At 65.1% G+C, this 18,502-nt stretch carries 15 protein-coding genes and 1 pseudogene; 10 read left to right on the top strand and 6 right to left on the bottom strand.

What is annotated here, in order from left to right; all coding sequences use genetic code 11:
• Positions 1 to 98 precede the first annotated feature (98 nt).
• From DWF74_RS05925 to DWF74_RS05915, 3 genes are read left to right on the top strand one after another with little or no spacing between them, the layout of a single operon-like run.
• Complete coding sequence (locus tag DWF74_RS05925; RefSeq protein WP_115580583.1) at positions 99 to 1,577, top strand: efflux transporter outer membrane subunit; 1,479 nt, start codon at positions 99 to 101, stop codon at positions 1,575 to 1,577.
• Positions 1,574 to 2,683 (top strand): HlyD family secretion protein, encoded by a 1,110-nt coding sequence (locus DWF74_RS05920; protein WP_115580582.1) that lies wholly within the window; start codon positions 1,574 to 1,576, stop codon positions 2,681 to 2,683. Before DWF74_RS05925 ends, DWF74_RS05920 begins: the two co-directional genes overlap by 4 nt.
• Positions 2,676 to 4,265 (top strand): DHA2 family efflux MFS transporter permease subunit, encoded by a 1,590-nt coding sequence (locus DWF74_RS05915; RefSeq protein WP_115580581.1) that lies wholly within the window; start codon positions 2,676 to 2,678, stop codon positions 4,263 to 4,265. The genes DWF74_RS05920 and DWF74_RS05915 overlap by 8 nt, the downstream gene beginning before the upstream one ends.
• Positions 4,266 to 4,269: 4 nt before the next feature.
• Here DWF74_RS05915 and DWF74_RS05910 read toward each other — a convergent pair whose 3' ends face one another.
• Positions 4,270 to 5,037, bottom strand: a complete 768-nt coding sequence (locus DWF74_RS05910) for an AraC family transcriptional regulator (RefSeq protein ID WP_102861806.1) — start codon at positions 5,035 to 5,037, stop codon at positions 4,270 to 4,272.
• 338 nt (positions 5,038 to 5,375) lie between these two features.
• Here DWF74_RS05910 and DWF74_RS05905 point away from each other — a divergent pair, with 338 nt between their 5' ends.
• On the top strand, positions 5,376 to 7,091 hold the full coding sequence (locus DWF74_RS05905) for a 2-isopropylmalate synthase (RefSeq protein WP_115580580.1): 1,716 nt from the start codon (positions 5,376 to 5,378) through the stop codon (positions 7,089 to 7,091).
• 528 nt (positions 7,092 to 7,619) lie between these two features.
• Here DWF74_RS05905 and DWF74_RS05900 read toward each other — a convergent pair.
• Together DWF74_RS05900 and DWF74_RS05895 are read right to left on the bottom strand one after the other, a co-directional pair.
• Positions 7,620 to 8,285, bottom strand: coding sequence for an HAD family hydrolase (locus DWF74_RS05900; protein ID WP_102861788.1), 666 nt, complete (start codon positions 8,283 to 8,285; stop codon positions 7,620 to 7,622).
• Between the two features lie 101 nt (positions 8,286 to 8,386).
• Positions 8,387 to 10,042 (bottom strand): WG repeat-containing protein, encoded by a 1,656-nt coding sequence (locus DWF74_RS05895; RefSeq protein ID WP_115580579.1) that lies wholly within the window; start codon positions 10,040 to 10,042, stop codon positions 8,387 to 8,389.
• Between the two features lie 380 nt (positions 10,043 to 10,422).
• On the opposite strand from DWF74_RS05895, the gene peaA reads away from it, so the two are divergent.
• From peaA to peaD, 4 genes are all read left to right on the top strand, one after another.
• Complete coding sequence (gene peaA, locus DWF74_RS05890) at positions 10,423 to 12,003, top strand: quinohemoprotein amine dehydrogenase subunit alpha (RefSeq protein ID WP_115582426.1); 1,581 nt, start codon at positions 10,423 to 10,425, stop codon at positions 12,001 to 12,003.
• Positions 12,004 to 12,082: 79 nt separating this feature from the next.
• Entirely contained in the window at positions 12,083 to 13,516 is a 1,434-nt protein-coding gene (gene peaB / locus DWF74_RS05885; protein ID WP_115580578.1) for a quinohemoprotein amine dehydrogenase maturation protein, read from the top strand.
• Position 13,517: 1 nt separating this feature from the next.
• Complete coding sequence (qhpC, locus tag DWF74_RS05880; protein ID WP_102861784.1) at positions 13,518 to 13,841, top strand: quinohemoprotein amine dehydrogenase subunit gamma; 324 nt, start codon at positions 13,518 to 13,520, stop codon at positions 13,839 to 13,841.
• A gap of 23 nt (positions 13,842 to 13,864) precedes the next feature.
• On the top strand, positions 13,865 to 14,983 hold the full coding sequence (gene peaD, locus DWF74_RS05875; protein ID WP_115582425.1) for a quinohemoprotein amine dehydrogenase subunit beta: 1,119 nt from the start codon (positions 13,865 to 13,867) through the stop codon (positions 14,981 to 14,983).
• Positions 14,984 to 15,087: 104 nt separating this feature from the next.
• Here peaD and DWF74_RS05870 read toward each other — a convergent pair whose 3' ends face one another.
• The 3 genes and pseudogenes from DWF74_RS05870 to DWF74_RS05865 form a co-directional block, all read right to left on the bottom strand.
• On the bottom strand, positions 15,088 to 15,486 hold the full coding sequence (locus DWF74_RS05870) for a lysozyme inhibitor LprI family protein (RefSeq protein WP_115580577.1): 399 nt from the start codon (positions 15,484 to 15,486) through the stop codon (positions 15,088 to 15,090).
• A gap of 36 nt (positions 15,487 to 15,522) precedes the next feature.
• Positions 15,523 to 15,972, bottom strand: coding sequence for a GFA family protein (locus DWF74_RS30610; protein ID WP_308412655.1), 450 nt, complete (start codon positions 15,970 to 15,972; stop codon positions 15,523 to 15,525).
• Between the two features lie 51 nt (positions 15,973 to 16,023).
• Positions 16,024 to 16,845, bottom strand: a pseudogene (locus tag DWF74_RS05865) (ADP-ribosylglycohydrolase family protein); the annotation flags it as partial.
• 194 nt (positions 16,846 to 17,039) lie between these two features.
• On the opposite strand from DWF74_RS05865, the gene DWF74_RS05860 reads away from it, so the two are divergent.
• Positions 17,040 to 17,498: an SRPBCC family protein gene (locus DWF74_RS05860; protein ID WP_115580575.1), complete on the top strand. Its 459-nt coding sequence runs from the start codon at positions 17,040 to 17,042 to the stop codon at positions 17,496 to 17,498.
• 79 nt (positions 17,499 to 17,577) lie between these two features.
• Entirely contained in the window at positions 17,578 to 18,381 is an 804-nt protein-coding gene (locus DWF74_RS05855; protein WP_115580574.1) for an aminoglycoside phosphotransferase family protein, read from the top strand.
• Positions 18,382 to 18,502: the final 121 nt, after the last annotated feature.

Genomic DNA, 18,502 nt, shown 5'->3' with positions numbered 1-18,502 from the left:
AAAGTTGACCATTTCGCGATAATTGAAAGGAGGTTCTCGTTAGACGGTCGCCAGTGAGGGTTTCTACAGTAGCCGCTTTGAATCCGTGAGTACTTCCCATGCCCATTTACCCAAGGCCTGCATGGGCCCTGTGCGCCCTGTTGGCCGGCTGCACCCTGGGGCCGGAACGGCCGCCCGGCAGCACTGTGCCCCTGCCTGTGAGCCAGCTGGATGCAGCGGCCGAGCAGGGGCTCGATCAATGGTGGCAGCTCTACCGTGATCCGGGGCTCAATGCCGCCGTGCAGGAGGCCCTGAGCCAGAACCGCGACCTGCGGATGGCCGCAGCCAACCTGCTGCAGGCCCGGGCGCTGCTGCGCGAAACCGATACCCTGCGCCAGCCCGCCACCCAGGTGACGGCCCGGGCCGGCTACGGCAGTACTGCGGATGATCAGCTGGAAGCCGCCTTGCAGGACAGCCAGAGGATTCGCACCGGCAGCCGCTATGGGCTTGGCCTGGATGTGCAGTGGGAGGCTGACCTGTTCGGCCGCCTGCACGGTCTGGCGAATGCTGCCCGGGCCGATGCCGAGGCGGCGCGGGCCGCCGAGGACGGCCTGCGGGTGGTGGTGGCCGCGGAAACCACCCGCGCCTGGTTGCAGGCTTGCAGCTACGGCCAGCGCCTGCAGGTGGCCGGCGAGTCCCTGGCACTGGTGGAGCAGGGCCGGGCCCTGAGCGCCCAGCTGTATCAGGCCGGCGCCGCGGTGACTCTGGATGTAGTGCGCGCCGAGGGCCTGGTGGGCCAGGTGCAGGCCAGCTTGCCGCCGTTGCAGGCCGGGCGGCAGCGGGCCCTGGCTGAGCTTGCGGTACTGCTGGGGCGTCCCCCGGGCGCTGCACCGGCGGCGGCCGAGGCTTGTCACCAGGCCCCGCGCCTGGGTTCGCCCATGCCTCAAAGCGATGCCCTGGCGATGCTGCGCCGGCGTCCCGATGTGAGCCAGGCCGAGCGCCGGCTGGCAGCGGCCACGGCGCGCATCGGCGTGGCCCGGGCCGACCTCTATCCGCGGGTCAGCCTGGGGGCTGGGGTCTACACGTCGGCGCACCAGCCCTCGGGTTTCGATGAGCGCGACGCTTCGGTCTGGCAATTGGGGCCGCTGTTGTCCTGGAGCTTGCCCAACCTCAATGCCGCCCGCGCGCGCATCGCCCAGGCCGACGCCCGGGAAAGCGCGGCGCTGGCGGATTTTGACCGCAGCATCCTGGCGGCCTTGAAAGAGCAGCAGCAAGCCTTGAGCGACTACCAGGCCAAGTTGCAGCGCCAGGAGGCCCTGCACCTGGCGGCCGAGCGCGACCACCAGGCCTTGCACCTGGCCGGGCTGGCCCGCGCGGCCGGTGCTTCCAGCGCCCTGGATTACCTCGACGCCCAGCGCAGCGCCGTGCGCACCCGGGCCGCGGCGGCGCAGGCCGACGCGGCGGTGATCGATGCCCAGGTGCTGGTGTTCAAGGCCCTGGGCGGTGGCTGGCGCAGCGCACCGCCGATTGTCCTGCCGCCGCCGAACCGGGTGGCGGCCAACCCTTTCCTGCGAACTTCCGACGAGCCTGTGCCATGACCCAGAACCCTGTTTCCGTTTCCCCGGCGCAAGCCGTCACCCGCCGTCGCTTGCTCGGTTATGCCGGGTTGGCGCTGGTGTTGTTGCTGATCCTGGCCTGGTGCCTGAACTGGTGGTTCAGCGGGCGTTTCCTGGTGGAGACCGACGACGCTTACCTGCGGGCGGACATCGTCACCATTGCGCCCCAGGTGGCCGGTTACCTGGCGACGGTCGAGGTCCAGGACAACCAGTCGCTCAAGGCCGGCGACCTGCTGGCGCGGATCGATGACAGCGACTATCGGGCCCGGGTCGAACAGGCCGAGGCGGCGCTGCGCGAGGCCCTGGCCGAACAGCGTGCCGGGCAGGCGCGGCTGGCCAATCTGGCAGCCCGTCAGCAACAGCAACAGAGCCTGATCGCCGAGGCCCAGGCCCGGGTCGGCGCTGCCGAGGCCGAGGCGCAACGGGCCGGCCAGGAAGGGCGGCGCCAGCAGCACTTGGCCAGCCAGCAGGTCAGCAGCGTGCAGCAACTGGAAAGCGCCGCGGCCTTGGCGCGTCAGGCCGATGCCGCGCTGGGGGCGGCCCGGGCTACGCTGGCGGCGCGGCGCCAGCAGGTGCAGGTGCTCGATACCGAGCAGCAAAGCGCCCGGGCGCAACTGGACAAGCTCGAAGCGGGCGTGGCCCGGGTCAGTGCCCAGCGGCAGCTGGCCCGTATCGATCTGGCGCGCACCTTGATCCGCAGCCCGGTGGCCGGTATCGCCGGCCAGCGCCGCCTGCGCCTGGGGCAGTATGTCGAAGTCGGCGCGCCACTCTTGGCGGTGGTGCCCGAGGACGCCTATGTGGTGGCCAACTACAAGGAAACCCAGGTCGACGGCATGCGCCCCGGGCAGCCGGCGCGGGTCGAGGTCGATGCCTTGGGCGGCCACGTGCTGTTGGGCCGGGTGGAGAGTTTTGCCCCGGCCTCCGGTGCCGAATTCGCCCTGCTGCCGGCGGACAACGCCACCGGCAACTTCACCAAGATCGTGCAGCGCATGCCGGTGCGCATCCGCCTCGATCCGGGGCAGGCGCGACAGGCGGAACTGCGCCCCGGAATGTCGGTGGTGGTGAGCGTGGATACCCGTCATGACTAGTGCCCAGGCGGTACAGGACACCGCGGGCGAGGTGGGCGCGCAGGCGATTTCCCTGCGCACCTGGGTGGCGGTACTGGGCAGCGTGGTGGGCTGCTTCATGGCCGGGATGAACGTGCACGTGACCAACGCTTCATTGCCGGACGTACGCGGTTCCCTGGGCGCCACCTTCGAGGAGGGTTCGTGGATCACCACCGCCTACCTGGTGGCGGAGATCATCATCATTCCCATGACCGGCTGGCTGGTGTCGGTGTTTTCCATGCGCCGGGTGCTGATGGTGGGCACCGCCGGTTTCGTGCTGTTCTCGATTGCCTGCTCCCTGGCACCGAATATCCACAGCCTGATCTTCGCCCGGGTGCTGCAAGGGGCCTTTGGCGGGGTGCTGATTCCCTTGTCGTTCCAACTGATCGTCACCGAGCTGCCGGCGGCCCGGCACCCCATGGGCATGGCCCTGTTCGCGGTGGCCAACAACGTGGCCCAGGCGGCCGGGCCGTCCCTGGGCGGCTGGCTCACCGATGCCTATTCGTGGCGCTGGATCTTCTACCTGCAAGTGCCGCCGGGGCTGTTGCTGCTGGCGGCCATCGGCTGGTCGGTGCGGCCCCAGCCCATGGTCCTGGCAAGGTTGCGCCAGGGCGACTGGGGCGGGATCGCCAGCATGGCCGTGGGCCTCTCGGCGTTGCAGATCATGCTGGAGGAGGGCGGCCGTCATGACTGGTTCGCCTCGGGCTTCATCCTCAATTGCGCGGTCCTGGCCACGCTCGGCCTACTGGCCTTCGTGGCCATCGAATTGCGCCGCGAGCAGCCGCTGATCAACCTGCGCCTCTTGGGCCGCTACAACTTCGGCATTGCCAGCCTGATGCAATTCACCTTCGGTGCGGTGGTGTTCGGCGTGGTGTTCCTGGTGCCCAACTACTTTGCCCAGATCCATGGCTACAACGCCCGGCAGATCGGTTTGATGATGATCCCCTACGGCCTGATCCAGTTCGTCATGTCGTTCGCCACCCCGCGCCTGATGCGCTGGACCAGCGCTCGCACCATCATCATTGCCGGCTTCGCCATCACCGGCATCGGCTGCCTGATGAACATCCACCTCAACCCCGATGCCTCGGTCAACGTCATCGTGCCGTCGCTGGTGGTGCGCGGTATCGGCCAATCGCTGGTGGTGGTGGCGCTGGGGGTGATGGCGATCCAGGGGCTGGAAAAGGATCAGGTGGGCTCGGCCTCCGGGCTGTTCTCCATGGTGCGCAACGTGGGTGGGGCGATTGGTATCGCGCTGTCCAGCCAGATCGTGGTGGAGCGCGAGAAGCTTCATGCCCAGCGCATCGGTGAGTCCATCAACCTGTTTGCCCAGGCCACCCAGGAGCGTTTGCTGGAGCTGGTGCGGCTGCTGGCCCAGGCGCCGGTGGAGTCCGCCAGTGCCCTGCACTCGGCGGCGCTGGCGCCGTTGCGTCAGCAAGCCCTGGGCCTGATGGACAAGGTGCTGCACCGCGACGCCTTGCTGCTGGCCTACAGCGATGCCTTCCTGCTGGCGGGGCTGGCCATGCTGTTGTGCGTGGTGGCCGGCCTGTTGCTGCGCCGGGCCTGAGCCCTCAGCGGTAGAACTCCGACGGTGGTGTGCCGAACTGGCGCTTGAAGGCGGCAGCGAAGGCGCTCTGGCTGTCGTAGCCGTGTTGCAGCGCCACTTGCACCACCGGCATGCCCTCGGCCAGGCATTCCAGGGACATCAGCAGGCGCGCCTGCTGGCGCCAGCGGCCAAAGGTGATGCCGGTGTGGCGCTGGAACTGGCGATGGAAGGTCTTGGCGCTCATGGCCAGGCAGTCGCTCCATTGCTCGGCGGTGCGATTGTCCGCCGGGTCGTCCGCCAGCGCCTGGCACACCCGCAGCATGCGCGGCTCATGGGGCCAGGGCAGGCTGAACGGCAGCACCGGCAGCGAGCGCATCTCATCGAGGATCAGGCGCATCAGGCGGCCGTCGCGGCTGTCCGGCGCATACTGGGTGCCGACCTGGGCGGCGGCCAGGATCAGCTCGCGCAACAAAGGCGAGACCTCGATCACGCAGTCATGCTCGGGCAGGCCGTCTATGGCATCAGCGTTGATGAACAGGCTGCGCATGCGCACTGCGCCGCGCATCCGCACCCGGTGTTCGACACCTGCCTGCAGCCACACCCCGCGACTGGGCGGTACCACCCAGCGTCCGGATTCGGTGTCGATCACCAGCACGCCTTCGATGGCATAGGCCAGTTGTGAGCGAGGGTGACTGTGGGCCGGTATTGCATGGCCGTTGGGGTAATCCACGGCGATGCTGGTGACCGGCAGCGCCAGGCTATCGATGGACGAGACAACCAGCAGATCGGACATGCAGCGCAGCGCCTCCGGAGCGGAAGGGATCATGGGGCGACCATCATAAATTCAAATGTCCATTTCGCGATAATAAAAGGCTGTTTAGCGCAGTACATTCAGATGGCAGCCCCCTAGACTGCCAGTCATTCCTTTCGTCCAGACGGTTGCCACCGCCCATGAATCCCCGGTTCCTGACCCTGCTACTAGCCCTACCCCTGCCTTACGGCCGGGGTCTGCCGGTGCTGCCAGGAAGCTGGCACCCAGGCTGATCTCCCCCAGACTCCGGCCTCGAAGCGCTTTCCATGCTGAAAGCGGGGGAGATCCATCGCCTTCTCCATTGTGCTTTCGAGGTCAGTATGCTCGCCCATCCCCATACCAAATATCGTGCCTTTGCCCCCGTGGACCTGGACTCACGCCAGTGGCCGTCACGCACCATCACCCAGGCGCCGATCTGGCTCTCCACCGACCTGCGCGATGGCAACCAGGCGCTGTTCGAGCCGATGAACCGCGAGCGCAAGCTGCGCCTGTTCGAGGAGCTGGTGCGCCTGGGCTTCAAGGAAATCGAAGTGGGATTCCCCGCCGCTTCGCGTACCGATTTCGAGGTGGTTCGTGAGCTTGTGGAACAGCAACGGATTCCCGCCGACGTCACGCCCATGGTGATGACCCAACTGCGCGAGGACCTGATCCGCGAAACCGTACGCAGTGTGCAGGGCGCGCGCCGGGTCATCGTCCACCTGTACAACGCCATCGCCCCGGTCTGGCGGCGCGTGGTGTTCGGGCTTTCGGTGGACGAGGTCGAGGCCCTGGTGGAGCGCCATGTAAGGCTGTTGCGCGACTTGACCGACCAGCACCCGGAAACCCAATGGGTGTTGCAGTACTCCCCCGAAACCTTCTGCATGGCGGAGCTTGAGGTGTCGCTGCGCATGTGCAACACCGCGATCCGCACCTGGGACGCCGGCCCCGGGCGCCCGATCATCATCAACCTGCCGACCACCGTCGAGGTGGCCACCGCCAATGTCTTTGCCGACCAGATCGAATGGATGCACAAGCGCCTGGAGCGCCGTGATCAGGTGACGTTGTCGGTGCACCCGCACAACGATCGGGGCACCGGCGTGGCCTGTGCCGAGCAGGCGTTGCTGGCCGGGGCCCAGCGGGTCGAGGGTTGCCTGTTCGGCAATGGCGAGCGCAGTGGCAACCTGGATCTGGTGACCCTGGCCCTGAATCTCTATACCCAGGGCATCAGCCCCGGGCTGGATTTTTCCGATATCGCTGCGGTGGCCCGGGTCGCCGAGGCGTGCACGGCGCTGCCGATCCACCCGCGCCATCCCTATGTCGGCGATCTGGTGTTCACCGCCTTTTCCGGCTCGCACCAGGACGCCATCGCCAAGGGCTTTGCCGCCCAGGCGGCCGACGGTTTCTGGGAGGTGCCCTATCTGCCCATCGATCCGCAGGATCTGGGGCGGACCTACGACAGCATCGTGCGCGTCAACAGCCAGTCCGGCAAAGGTGGAATCGCCTTCCTGCTGCAGCGCGACCACGGCATCGTCATGCCTCGGCGCATGCAGATCGAATTCAGCGCCATCGTGCAGAAGCTGGCCGATGCCAGTGATGCCGAGTTGAGCAGTGACGCTTTATGGGAGGTGTTCCAGCGCACCTATCTGGCTTGCACGCAGGCAACGGCCGGCCTGCAGTATCTCGGTCACCGATTGTTCGATGCCCCCGAGGGGCAGGGCATCGAGTTGCGGATCGCCACCCCCGGGAACCCGGCGCTGTGCTTGCGTGGAGTGGGCAACGGACCTGTCGCCGCGACCTCGGCCGCCCTGGGCTTGCCCCTGCGCATCGACAGTTTTGAAGAGCGCAACCTGGGAGCAGGGGCCGATGCACAGGCGCTGGCCATTGTTGAAGCGGCGTGGCCAGGGGTTGCCGGTTCCCGCTTTGGCGCCGGGTGCCATGCCAATACCGTCACCGCTTCGGTGCAGGCGGTGATCAATGCCGCGGCGCGGTTTTATCCGGAACCAGTGCTGAGGTTCACCCCAGCCTCGAAATCCGTCCTGGAGCCCGCGACTCGCTGAGCGACTCAGGTCCGTGGCCGGCCCTTTGTTGTGCCGGCCGCCGGATGCCCGGACAAAAAAAAGCCCGCTATAGGCGGGCCAAATGGGATTCGTTCAGGAATGGCAATCAATCTAAGGGAGGCGAGGTGAAAGTCCTGTGAAAAAAAGGTCGTGCTGAGGAAAAAGCCTAAAGTCATTTGTCCAGATCGCACGGCGTTTTAGGATCTGTCCGATAGGACCGTCCCCAGCACCTGCGTATATTCCTCCCTGCTCGCCCAGCCAAAGGGGGTACTTCGGCTTAGGTGCCACTGCCGAAGTGATGGGCGAGCACTTTTTCCTTCCTGCCTTTTCCTGCTTCTCGTTTCCCACCTGCTGTTTCCCACCTGCTGTTTCCCACCTGTTTGCTTCCCAGCTATCGCTCCTCACCTGTTGTTTCCGCTCTGATTGGCCTGCGCCAACCGTCCCGCTGCACGCTCCAGCGACATTCCTTTCAAGACCTGATCCATGCTCGTGCCTTTATGGGGGCCCGGCTTGGTGGCGGCCCGTCCTTCAGGCCAGGTTGAGGCGGCGATGAATCTCGGCCCACAGTTGCGGGTCGTCGAAGTCCTGGATCACCCGATGGGCGCCGGCATTCAGCAGGGTCTGTGGTTGCTGGCTGGTGGCCAGGCCGAAGGTGCAGATGCCGGCCTTGACCGCGGCGGTCAGCCCGGGGACCGAGTCCTCGAAGGCCAGGGAATGCTCGGCCCTGGCTTGCAGGCATTCCAGGCCGCTGAGGTAGGGCAGGGGATCGGGCTTGGCCCGGGGCAGTTCCTCGGCCACCAGGACCGTCTGGAAACGCTCCTCAAGGCCCAGCACCTTGAGCATGTGCTCGGCGTTGGCCCGCGGGGCGTTGGTCACCACACACACGCCAATGCCGTGCTCGGCGGCAAAGTCCAGCAGGCGCAGCAGGCCGGGCATGGGCTTGAGTTGGGGGGACAATTGACGAAAACGCACTTCCTTGCGTTCGGCGAAGGCTTCATGTTCCGCCACGCTGCGCTCGGGGAACAGGTAGCGGCACATGTTGGCGTTGGCCTGGCCACTGACGTGGGCGGCGAACTCTTGCTCGGTGAACACCCGGCCGTCCTCCTCCTGCAACAACTGTTGCAGGGCCAGCAGGTGTAGGGCGTCGGTGTCGGTCAGGGTGCCATCGAGGTCGAAAAGCAGAGCGTTGAGCATGGGACAGTTCCTGTCGGGCCCCATCCGGGCCGGTTGGCTGAATCGATCAAGCCCGCATCCTAGCAGGCTTGATTGCCACCGTGACCAGCTCGCCCAGGGCCTCAGCCCTGAGCGTTGTCGCCTTCGCCCTGGTCTTCTTCTTCGTCCGGTTGTGGGCAGTGCTCCTGCGGGTTGACCGGCCACAGCACCTTGTCCTGGCCGTCACGCACCTGCTCGGCGCCGCACTCCACCTGGCTGACCTGGAAGCTCGGGGTGCCGTCCAGGCGATACAGGGCCTTGAGGCTGCGGGTCTGGTCGTCGCCCAGGCCTTCCACGGCATAGCCGAAGATTGCGCCGCGGGCTTGGTCCACCACCAGCTCCTGCCACTTGCTGGCGATCAGGCGCTTGCCTTTGAGGTCATACAGGGCCGAGGTGGCCAGGGGCGAGGTGTCGTCGGTGGCCAGCAGGTAGTGGCCGCTGGCATCCAGATGGATATCGACGTACTGGCCCGGCTCCACCAGCACCTTGCCGCTGGCGTCCATCAGGCCCACGGTGCGCACTTGGGTGGCCTGGCCGAACAGGGTGGCCTGCTTGGTCGGGCTGTTGGCGGTGCTGAAGACGAACAGGTCGGCGTTGATCGCACCGATCTGGGCGTAGGTGGGCTTGAACAGCTCGACGCCCTTGTCCACATCGAAGATGCCGAAGGTGGCGCTGAACACGTTCTGCAGCACCGCGACCTGGTTCAGCCCCGATACCTGCTTGAACATCCCCAGGGGGCTGAAGCCGGCCGGGTCTGCCGAGTCATAGACCGGCTGCACCTTCCACTGGCCCTGACGGTCAATGAACCCGGCCTTGCCGGAGCTGCCGTCGGCATTCTTGGCGGTGACCAGCGCGCCCTGCTTACCGAACACCTGGCAGGTGCCGAACTGGGCCTGGATCACGGTCTTGCCCTGGAAGTCCATGTAGCCGCAGGGGCTGTCGTATTGTTCGCGGAAGGCCACCAGGCCGTCTCCCGGCTCGCCCATCCAGTTGTAGGTGGCGGCGCTGATCAATTGGGCCTTGGCATCGGCCAGGGCCTTGCCCTGTTCGGTGCTGACCACCAGATGCTGGTTGGCAAAGTCGTCGATGCTGTCGAAGTCGATCTTTTTCTGCTCGCCGGTCTTGAGGTTCAGCGCCCACTTGTCACTGCCACGCTCGGCGATCATCCACCAGCCGCGCTTGGCGAAATCGTCGCGGACCATGCTGCTGTCGAACACCGCTTCGGTGAGCACCTGCCCGGTGGCGCTGAGAATGCCGCGCTTGCCACCGATCTCGTAGACGATGAAATCGTCGTTGCCGCCCACGTACAGATCGTCGAAGCGCGGTGGCTGAATCTGCTGGCCGGCCTGGTCGATGATCCCCAGCTTGCCGTCCTGGCCGAAGCCGAAGAGGCCGGGGGTCAGCAGACGCAGGTCATCGGTAAAGTCGGCCTTGATGATTTGCTTGCCATCGGCGCTGGCCAGGTTCCAGGTGCCGTCCTTGGCGAACAGGAAGCTCTTTTCCAGGGGCATGGCGACCACGGCGTCGTAGTCATTGTCGGCGCTGACCAGTACCGCACCGTTCTGGTCCAGTACGGCGCATTCGCCATTGGCGCAGATCGGCATGACCATGGCCGCCGGAGCCGGGGCCGGCGCGAGGGTGGTGGTTTTGGGACTGGAGTCTTCCTTGCATCCAACCAGGGTCAGAGCAGACAACGAGAGGATCAGCGAGCCGAGACGGGCACAGGCGCTTCTATCCATGAACTTCAGGTTCCTTGTAAATGAGGGGTAGTGCAGAGCGCCCCGAAACACGGGGCGGGCAAAGCGCGGAAGATTCTGCGGTGGCGCCGGATAAATGCAAGATCCAATTGCAAAGAAAACCACAGGTACAGCGCTAAACCCTGTCTCAGACTGAGACGTTTGTCGCGAAATTGTACGTCGAGTAACACCCATCAGCCCGATGGCGCTCCGGGCATCTGTCTAAGTCATTGATCGGGCGCTGGTTTGTAAGCTGGCACGCTCCGTGTATTGCATAGCTTCAGACGTTTCTCTTGCCTCCATGGCCGGTATCGCCGGACATGGCAGAAACCAAAAAAACGACTCGCTAAAAATAAGAAAGCACCGTGGGAGGTTCGACCCTGATGAAGAGAAAACTCCGCCTTAGGCTGAGCGCCAGCCTGCTGGCCATTGCCACCTGTAGCGCCTTGCATGCCCCTTCGAGTTTCGCCGCCCGGGATGCGCAGAGCATCCTCAAGGAAACCTGCCAGGGCTGCCACACCCCCGAGGCCGGGGGCGCCCTGAGCCGCATCAGCCATCAGCGCAAGACCCCGGAAGGCTGGCTGATGAGCATTGCCCGCATGCAGGTCATGCACGGGCTGCAAATCAGCGATGACGAGCGCCGCACCCTGGTCAAGTACCTCGCCGATACCCAGGGCCTGGCCCCCAGCGAGACCGACGGCGTGCGCTACGCCCTGGAGCGGCGCTTGAACACCGTCGAGCACTTCGACGAGCAGACCACCCAGATGTGCGCCCGTTGTCACTCTGGCGCGCGCATTGCCCTGCAACGGCGTCCGGCCCAGGAATGGGAGCGCCTGGTGAACTTCCACCTCGGCCAGTGGCCGTCCCTGGAGTACCAGGCCCTGTCCCGGGACCGCGAGTGGTTGCCCACCGCCCTCAAGGACATGGTGCCCTTGCTGGCCCAGCGTTACCCCCTCGACAACCCGGCCTGGAAGGCCTGGCAACAGGCCCGCCCGCCAGCGGCGGCACTGGCCGGCGACTGGAGCTTCAGCGGCCATCTACCGGGCAAGGGCGCACTGGCCGGGGTGATGAGCGTCAGCGCCGAGGCAGGCGATCAGTTCAAGGTCAGCGTCAAGGGTCAGTACGCCGATGGCAGCCCGTTCAATGGCCAGGGCAGCGCGATCCTCTACAGCGGTTATGAGTGGCGCGGCAATGTCACGGTCGACGGCGTGGTCATGCGCCAGGTGCTGGCGGCCCAGGGCAACGCCCTGCAAGGGCGGATGTTCGAGGCCGAGCATGACGAGCGCGGCCTGGATTTCATCGCCGCCAAACAGGGCAGCCAGCGTCTGCTGGCTGTGCAGCCGGGTTACCTGAAGGCCGGCGCAGAGGCTGAAGTGACCCTGGTGGGCGCGGGCCTCTCCGGCACCCCGAGCTTCGGCAAGGGCGTCGAGGTGGTGCAGGTGCTGGAGCAGAGCCCGGAGCGCATCCGCCTCAAGCTCAAGGCGGCGGCCAGCGCCCAGCCGGGGCTGCGCGAAGTCAGTGTCGGCAGCCTCAAGGGCGCCACGCTGGCGGTGTACAAGCGCATCGCCGAGGTCAAGGTGGTGCCGGCGTTCGCCGTGGCGCGAGTGGGTGACGGCGGCGGTTCGACGCCCAAGGTCCAGGGGCGTTTCGATGCCGAGGCCTGGGGCCAGGGCGCCGACGGCAAGGCCTATCGCATCGGCGTGATGCCGGCGCAATGGAAGGTCGAGGCCTTCGACGAGCAGGCGGCCAAGGACGAAGACGTCAAGTACGCCGGCAGCATGCAGGCCGACAGCGGGGTGTTCACCCCCGGCGATGCGGGGCCCAACCCGCAGCGCAAGATGTCCACCAACAACGCCGGCAACCTCAAGGTGATCGCCGCCGTGGATGACGCCGGCAAGGCCCTGACCGGCGAGGGCCAACTGATCGTCACCGTGCAACGCTGGAACAATCCACCCATTCCCTGAAGGCCGTCGAACGCTACCGACAGACACTTTCAGGCAATGACCGCAGGCCCCGAAAGCGGGGCTTGCACAGGAGGTTGTAATGGGCGCAATTCTGAATCTGGTGGAGCGCAACCTGCATGAAGTGCAGGTGGACGCCGACCGCATGCTGTTCCATATCCCCAGCAGTTCGCTGTTCGCCAGCGATGCCTTGACCTGCAGCATCATCGATGCCCTGCGCGGGCCCGGCTGTACCCCGGAAGACTTGATCCAACAGCTGGCTGGCGCTTACGACGGCTTGGATGTCAGCGACACCCTGCGCGAGCTGATCGCCCTGGAGCTGGTCAGCGACGGCTCGCCCCTGACCCCGGAAATCGGCGTCAAGCGGGTCGAGCGCACGGCAATCAATACCGTGGTGCTCAACGTCAACACTGGCTGCAACCTGAGCTGCACCTACTGCTACAAGGAAGACCTGGACAAGCCCTCGGCAGGCAAGAAGATGGGCCTGGACACGGCCATCGCCTCGGTGGAGATGCTGCTCCAGGAATCCCCGGACGAAGAACGCTACACCGTGGTGTTCTTCGGCGGCGAGCCCCTGAGCAACCGGCCGCTGATCGAGGCCATGGTGGACTACTGCGAACAGCGTTTTAGCGCGGCCGGCAAGTTCGTCGAGTTCGTCATGACCACCAACGCCACGCTGTTGACCGAGGAGGTAGTGGATTACCTCAACGCTCATCGTTTCGGGCTGTCGGTGAGCATCGACGGGCCCAAGACCGTGCACGATCGCAACCGCATCACCGTGGGCGGGCAGGGCACCTATGACGTGGTGCGGCGCAAGGCGCAGATGCTCCTGGCGCGTTACAACAGCCGCCCGGTGGGGGCGCGGGTGACCCTGACCACCGGGGTCACCGACCTTGAGACCATCTGGGACCACTTGTTCAACGAGCTGGGGTTTGCCGAGGTGGGATTCGCCCCGGTGACCTCGGGCGACATCAGCAGCTTCAACCTCAGCAGCGAGGAGTTGATCGAGGTCTTCGCCAGCATGAAGCGCCTGGGGCGGCGTTATCTGGAGGCGGCGCTGGAGCACCGCAATATCGGTTTCTCCAACCTGCACCAGTTGATCACCGACATCCACGAAGGCCACAAGAAGGCGCTGCCCTGCGGCGCCGGGCTGAAGATGCTGGCGGTGGACCACAAGGGTGAGCTGAACCTGTGCCACCGCTTTACCGGCTCAACCTTGCCGACCTTCGGCAACGTGCATGACGGCGGAGTCAAGCAGGTGCAACTCAACGACTTCCTGTCCCAGCGCCTGGACCGGATCCACACCGGTTGCGACAGCTGCCGCATCCGCAACCTGTGTTCCGGTGGCTGCTACCACGAGAGCTACGCCCGCTACGGCGACCCGGCGCACCCGACCTATCACTATTGCGAACTGATGCGTGACTGGGTGGATTTCGGCATCGAAGTCTACAGCCGGATCATGGCGCACAACCCTGCGTTCATCAGCACTTACATCACTCCGCGCAAGGCCCACTGACATGAAACATCTCAAGCCGATCAATAACAAAGCTCAGAAACTGACCGAGGCTGCGGCCCAGGACCGGATCGAAGACGTGCTGGCGATGAACTCCGTGGCCGGTTGCGCTTCCACCACCGACCCGGGCTGGGAAATCGACGCCTTTGGCGGGGTCTCGTCCCTGTGCCAGCCCATGGAGGCCGACCTCTATGGCTGCTCCGACCCGTGCTGGTGGCCGGCCCAGGTGCCGGACATGATGAGCACCTACCCCGACTGGAACAAGGACGCCCAGGCCTCCAACGACAACTGGCGCAACCTCGGCACTGTCTTCCCGAAAGACAAGTGATGAACAAGAAGAAGGATTCCAGCATGCACAGCATCAAAGCCTGCGGCCTGGTCGCACTCGCGGTTCTCGGCGCCTGCTCGTTCAGCGTTCTGGCCGATGAAGGCCTGGCCCTCAACAGTGGCCACGAATACATGGTGACCACCAATTACCCGAACAACCTGCACGTCATCGATCTGGCCAACGACAGCCTGTACAAGACCTGCAAGATGCCCGACGCCTTCGGCCCCGGCACCGTGCAACTGTCGCCGGACCGCAAGATCGCCTACGTGTTGAACAACCACTACGCGGATGTCTACGGCGTCGAGCTCGACAGCTGCAAGCAGGTGTTCCACGCCAGCATCACCCAGCACCCGGGGGAGAAGGCGCGCTCGATGTTCGCCTTCACCGTCAGCCACGACGGCAAGGAGTTGTACACCGTGGCCAACCCGACCTTGCTGCTCAATGATCGCTACGAGGTCAAGGAACCGCGGCTGGATGTCTACGCCACCGACGCCGGGCTCAATGCCAAGCCGGTGCGCAGCTTCCCCGCGCCGCGCCAGCTGACCATCATGCAGAGCGGCGATGACGGTACCCTGTATGTGGCCGGGCCGGACCTGTACAAGGTTGACGTCAAGACCGGCAAGTTCGAGGTGCTGATCCCCAGCCGCCATTGGCAACGTCCCAACTACAGCGCTCCGGACGTGCTCTACGTGTGGAACCAGCAAACCTACCGGCATGACTTCTCGCTGCTCTACACCGCCGCGAAGTTCAAGGACAAGCAGCAGGACCCGGCCACCGCCGAGCCGCTGTACGGACTGTTCAGCGTCGACCTTGCGACCGGCAAGACCGAGACCACCGACTTCGGCCCCCTGACCGAAATCTACTTCAGCGGCATGCGTTCGCCCAAGGACCCGAACCTGATGTTCGGCGTGCTCAACCGCCTGGCCAAGTACGACATCAAGCAGAAGAAGCTGCTCCAGGCTGCAACCCTGGAACACTCCTACTACTGCATCTCGTTCAACCGGGCGGGGACCAAGATCTACCTGTCGGGGACCTTCAACGACGTAGCGATCTTCGATGTGCAGAGCATGCAGCAGATCGGCAAGATCACCTTGCCCGGGGGCGACATGGCCATCACCACCGCGCAGATCTTCATCCGCTGACTGCGTCTCCCGCCGCCGGCTCCTGTGGTAGGAGCCGGCGGGCCGGCGAACAGGCCCGCACGCTGTGGGGCGTCCTCACCGATGCTTTGCGGGCAAGCCCGCTCCTATTGCCTGGGTACCGGGCAGCTCAAATCCCCTTCCTCGCACTTCAGGTATTGCTTGAAGCTTTCCACCCGAGTCTTGGTCAAGGCCGTGATGCAGTTGCTGTAGGCCACCGGATACAGGCTGCCACCTTCCACCCCCGAGGTGGAAAAACCGCACTCGGCATCGCGGAACGCCAGCCAGGCGCGTTGGGCGCTGACCAGCAGCTTTTTGCTGCGTGGCTGGTCTTTCAGGCGCTGGTTGATCTGTTGGTAAAGGGTATTCAGCTCCTTGTCCGCGGCCTTGTTCAGGGCGTTGGCGCACAGGTTCATATCGGTCTGGGTGCTGCTGTTGCAGTCGTAGGCCTGGGCCAATGGAGCCAGCAGCAGCGGCGCAAGGGCCAGAAGCAGGATCGGACGCATGGAAAGTCTCGCAATCGGTCAATGAGAAAAAACAGTCTAGCCGCGGCTGGGTTGCCACTCGGGCCAGCGCTCCAGCGCTTCGTCGGCCAGCCAGGGCACATCGTGGGAGGTCCAGATATGCACCTGTGGCGTCTGCCCCGGATCATCGTCCAGGGTCGCCACTCGCAGGATCACGTGGGGCTGGCCCGGCCGCTCCGCCAGCAAGTGAGAGCCGCAGACCGAGCAGAAGTGCCGCAGCTTGCCCGGCGAGGACTCGAACGCCCTCAGCAGCTCCTGGCCCCGGGTCCAGCGAAAGTGCTCGCGCATCACCCCGGCGGTGGAGGCAAAGGCCGCGGCATGGGCCTTGCGGCAGGTCCGGCAATGGCAGTGACCGATGGGCATGTCCAGGCGTTGCACTTGATATTGCACGCCCTGGCACAGGCAACTGCCGTTGAGTGGTCGGGCAGAGGCGTGGCGTTGCGAGGCTTGTAGCAGGTCGTCGGCCATGGCCTGGATGTCATCGCCCATGTGCAGTTGGGCCAGCCAGTGCGGCGGTATCCCCTGGACCCCATAAAAGGCTCCGGCCAGCTGACCGACGATGGCGGCAGTGGTGTCGGCGTCATCCCCCAGGTTAGTGGCGGCGAGCACCGCTTCGGCGTAGCTGTCCGTGTGCTGGAAGCACCACAGCGCGGCCTCCAGGGAGTCGACGCAGTAGCCGCTGCCGCGAATCTGCTCGCGGCTTTTCTCCCGGTAGCCGCCCTGGGCCAATGCCGCGACCTTGGGCTGGCTGAACGCCTGATCATCGAGCTGTTGCAGTTCCACCCTGCTGGCGCCACCCAGGGCCTTGGCAATCAGCCCGGCGAACAACTGGCAGCATTCGACGGCTTCGGCGGCGCCGTGGGTGGTGCGGGAACTGGCGCCGGCAAATTCACGGACCCGGGCCAGGTCGGGGTAGTGAAACAGCACCACGGGCGCCAGGCGCATCAACGAACCATTGCCGGCGGTTTGCGGGTCGGTTGCGCCGGCGAAGGGCTGGCCGTGTTCCTGGAAGTCGCTCAGGGCCTGGCGCACGGTCATGCCGATATCGAAGCACTCGCCGGTGGCGCTCAAATAGCCCCATTGCCACCAATTGAGGTAGCGGCCCATCTGGTCGGCCGGGTCGAAGCCGTCCTTGCGCAACAGGCTTTCCCCCAGGCACAGGGCCATGGAGGTGTCGTCGGTCCACTGTCCGGCCTTGAGGTTGAAGGGGCCGCCGCCCAGCAGATCGGTGACTGGCGTGAAGCTGCCACGGGGCTTGAATTCGACGCTGGTGCCGACGGCGTCGCCACAGGCCAGGCCCAGCAGGCTGCCACGGTAGCGGTCGATCAGGGAGAGGGGCATGGCAGATCCTTTGCAAAGTAGAGGTGCAGTGGCGCCGGCGACAGTAGCATTTTTCGTTGGGGACGATCAGTCGCGCCTTCGGCCAGATAAAGGTTGCGCTGGACTCACAGAGGTCTAAGGTCTGTACGAAAACCCGCCGAACGAAGATCAGGTAGTTTCCGTACAGAGCTAGTGCTCATCACTGGAGGTGATCCATGAACTCTTCAGATCGCATCGAACGCAAGATCCTGCTGCATGCCAGTCCGGCGCAGGTATGGGCGGCACTGAGTGAAGCCGAGACCTTCGGTCGCTGGTTCGGCGTGGCCCTGCAGGGCCAGCATTTCGCTCCCGGCCAACGCACCCGGGGGGCGGTCACTTACCCAGGTTATGAACACCTGACCTGGGATGTGCAGGTGGAGCAGATGCTGCCCGAAGAGCTGTTTTCCTTTCGCTGGCATCCCTACCCCGTTGACCCGGCCCATGACTACTCGGCGGAGCCCACCACCCTGGTGCAGTTCGAACTGGAACCCCATGGCGGCGGCACCTTGCTGCGGGTGGTCGAATCGGGCTTCGACGGCATTCCCAGCGAGCGTCGGCTCAAGGCCTTTCGCATGAACAGCCGTGGTTGGGACGAGCAGATGAGCAACATAGAAAATCACTTGCAGCTGCGCTGAAGTCGTTTGCGGCAAGCGGCACGTTGCGGATCGAGTCGTGGTGTTTGAAACTTGCCGCTTACCGCTTGGAGCTGTTCTTTTGTTCGCAACCTATCTCGAACGTTGGCGTCTGCTGCCCGATGGCGAGGCCATCGTCACCCCGGGCAGCCGTTTGCTGCCCGTACGCCTGGAAGACGGCGCGCCAGCCATGCTGAAACTCGCCCTGGATGAGGACGAGCAGGGCGGTAACCGCCTGATGGCCTGGTGGGCCGGGGAGGGCGCGGCGCAGGTTTATGCCCAGGAGGATGAGGCGCTGTTGATGGAACGCGCGCAGGGCTCGCGTTCATTGATGCGCATGGCCCTGGCGGGCGAGCACGACGCCGTCAGCCACATTGTCTGCGCCACGCTGGCGCGCCTGCATGCGCCACGTGCGCAACCCTGGCCGGCGTTGCTGCCCCTGGATCATTGGTTCAAGGATCTGCGCGAGGCAGCGCAACAGCAGGGTGGCTTGCTGCTCAATAGCCTGGCCATGGCCGAGCAACTGTTGGCCGCGCCTCGGGACCTCGTGGTACTGCACGGCGATGTGCACCACGACAACGTGCTGGACTTCGGCGAGCGCGGCTGGCGGGTGATTGACCCAAAACGCGTGTACGGCGAGCGCACCTTCGACTTTGCCAACCTGATCTGCAATCCGGACTTGCCCAGTGCCACTGATCCACTGCGCTTTGCCCGGCAGGTGCAGGTGATCGCCGCGGCGGCGCAGCTCGACCCTCGACGCCTGGTGCAATGGGTGCTGGCGTTCAGTGGCCTGTCCGCCGCCTGGTTCCTCCAGGATGACCACCAGGCCGGAGCCCGCCACCAGCTCAAAGTCGCGGCTTTGGCCATTCAGGCACTGGCGTGTTGAGCTAGGGGTTTGCGTAAGTGAGCTATAGCGAATTTCCTACACGCGCTGTAATTCAATGCGCCTTCTGCGCACCGGGCTTTGTGTTTAATCTTCTTTCCCACAACTGCAGCGCAGGAAGCGC

Origin of the sequence: Pseudomonas protegens (assembly GCF_003363755.1) — a bacterium.
Classification (GTDB): Bacteria; Pseudomonadota; Gammaproteobacteria; order Pseudomonadales; family Pseudomonadaceae; genus Aquipseudomonas; species Aquipseudomonas danubii.
This window is presented reverse-complemented; position numbering and strand designations above follow the sequence as displayed.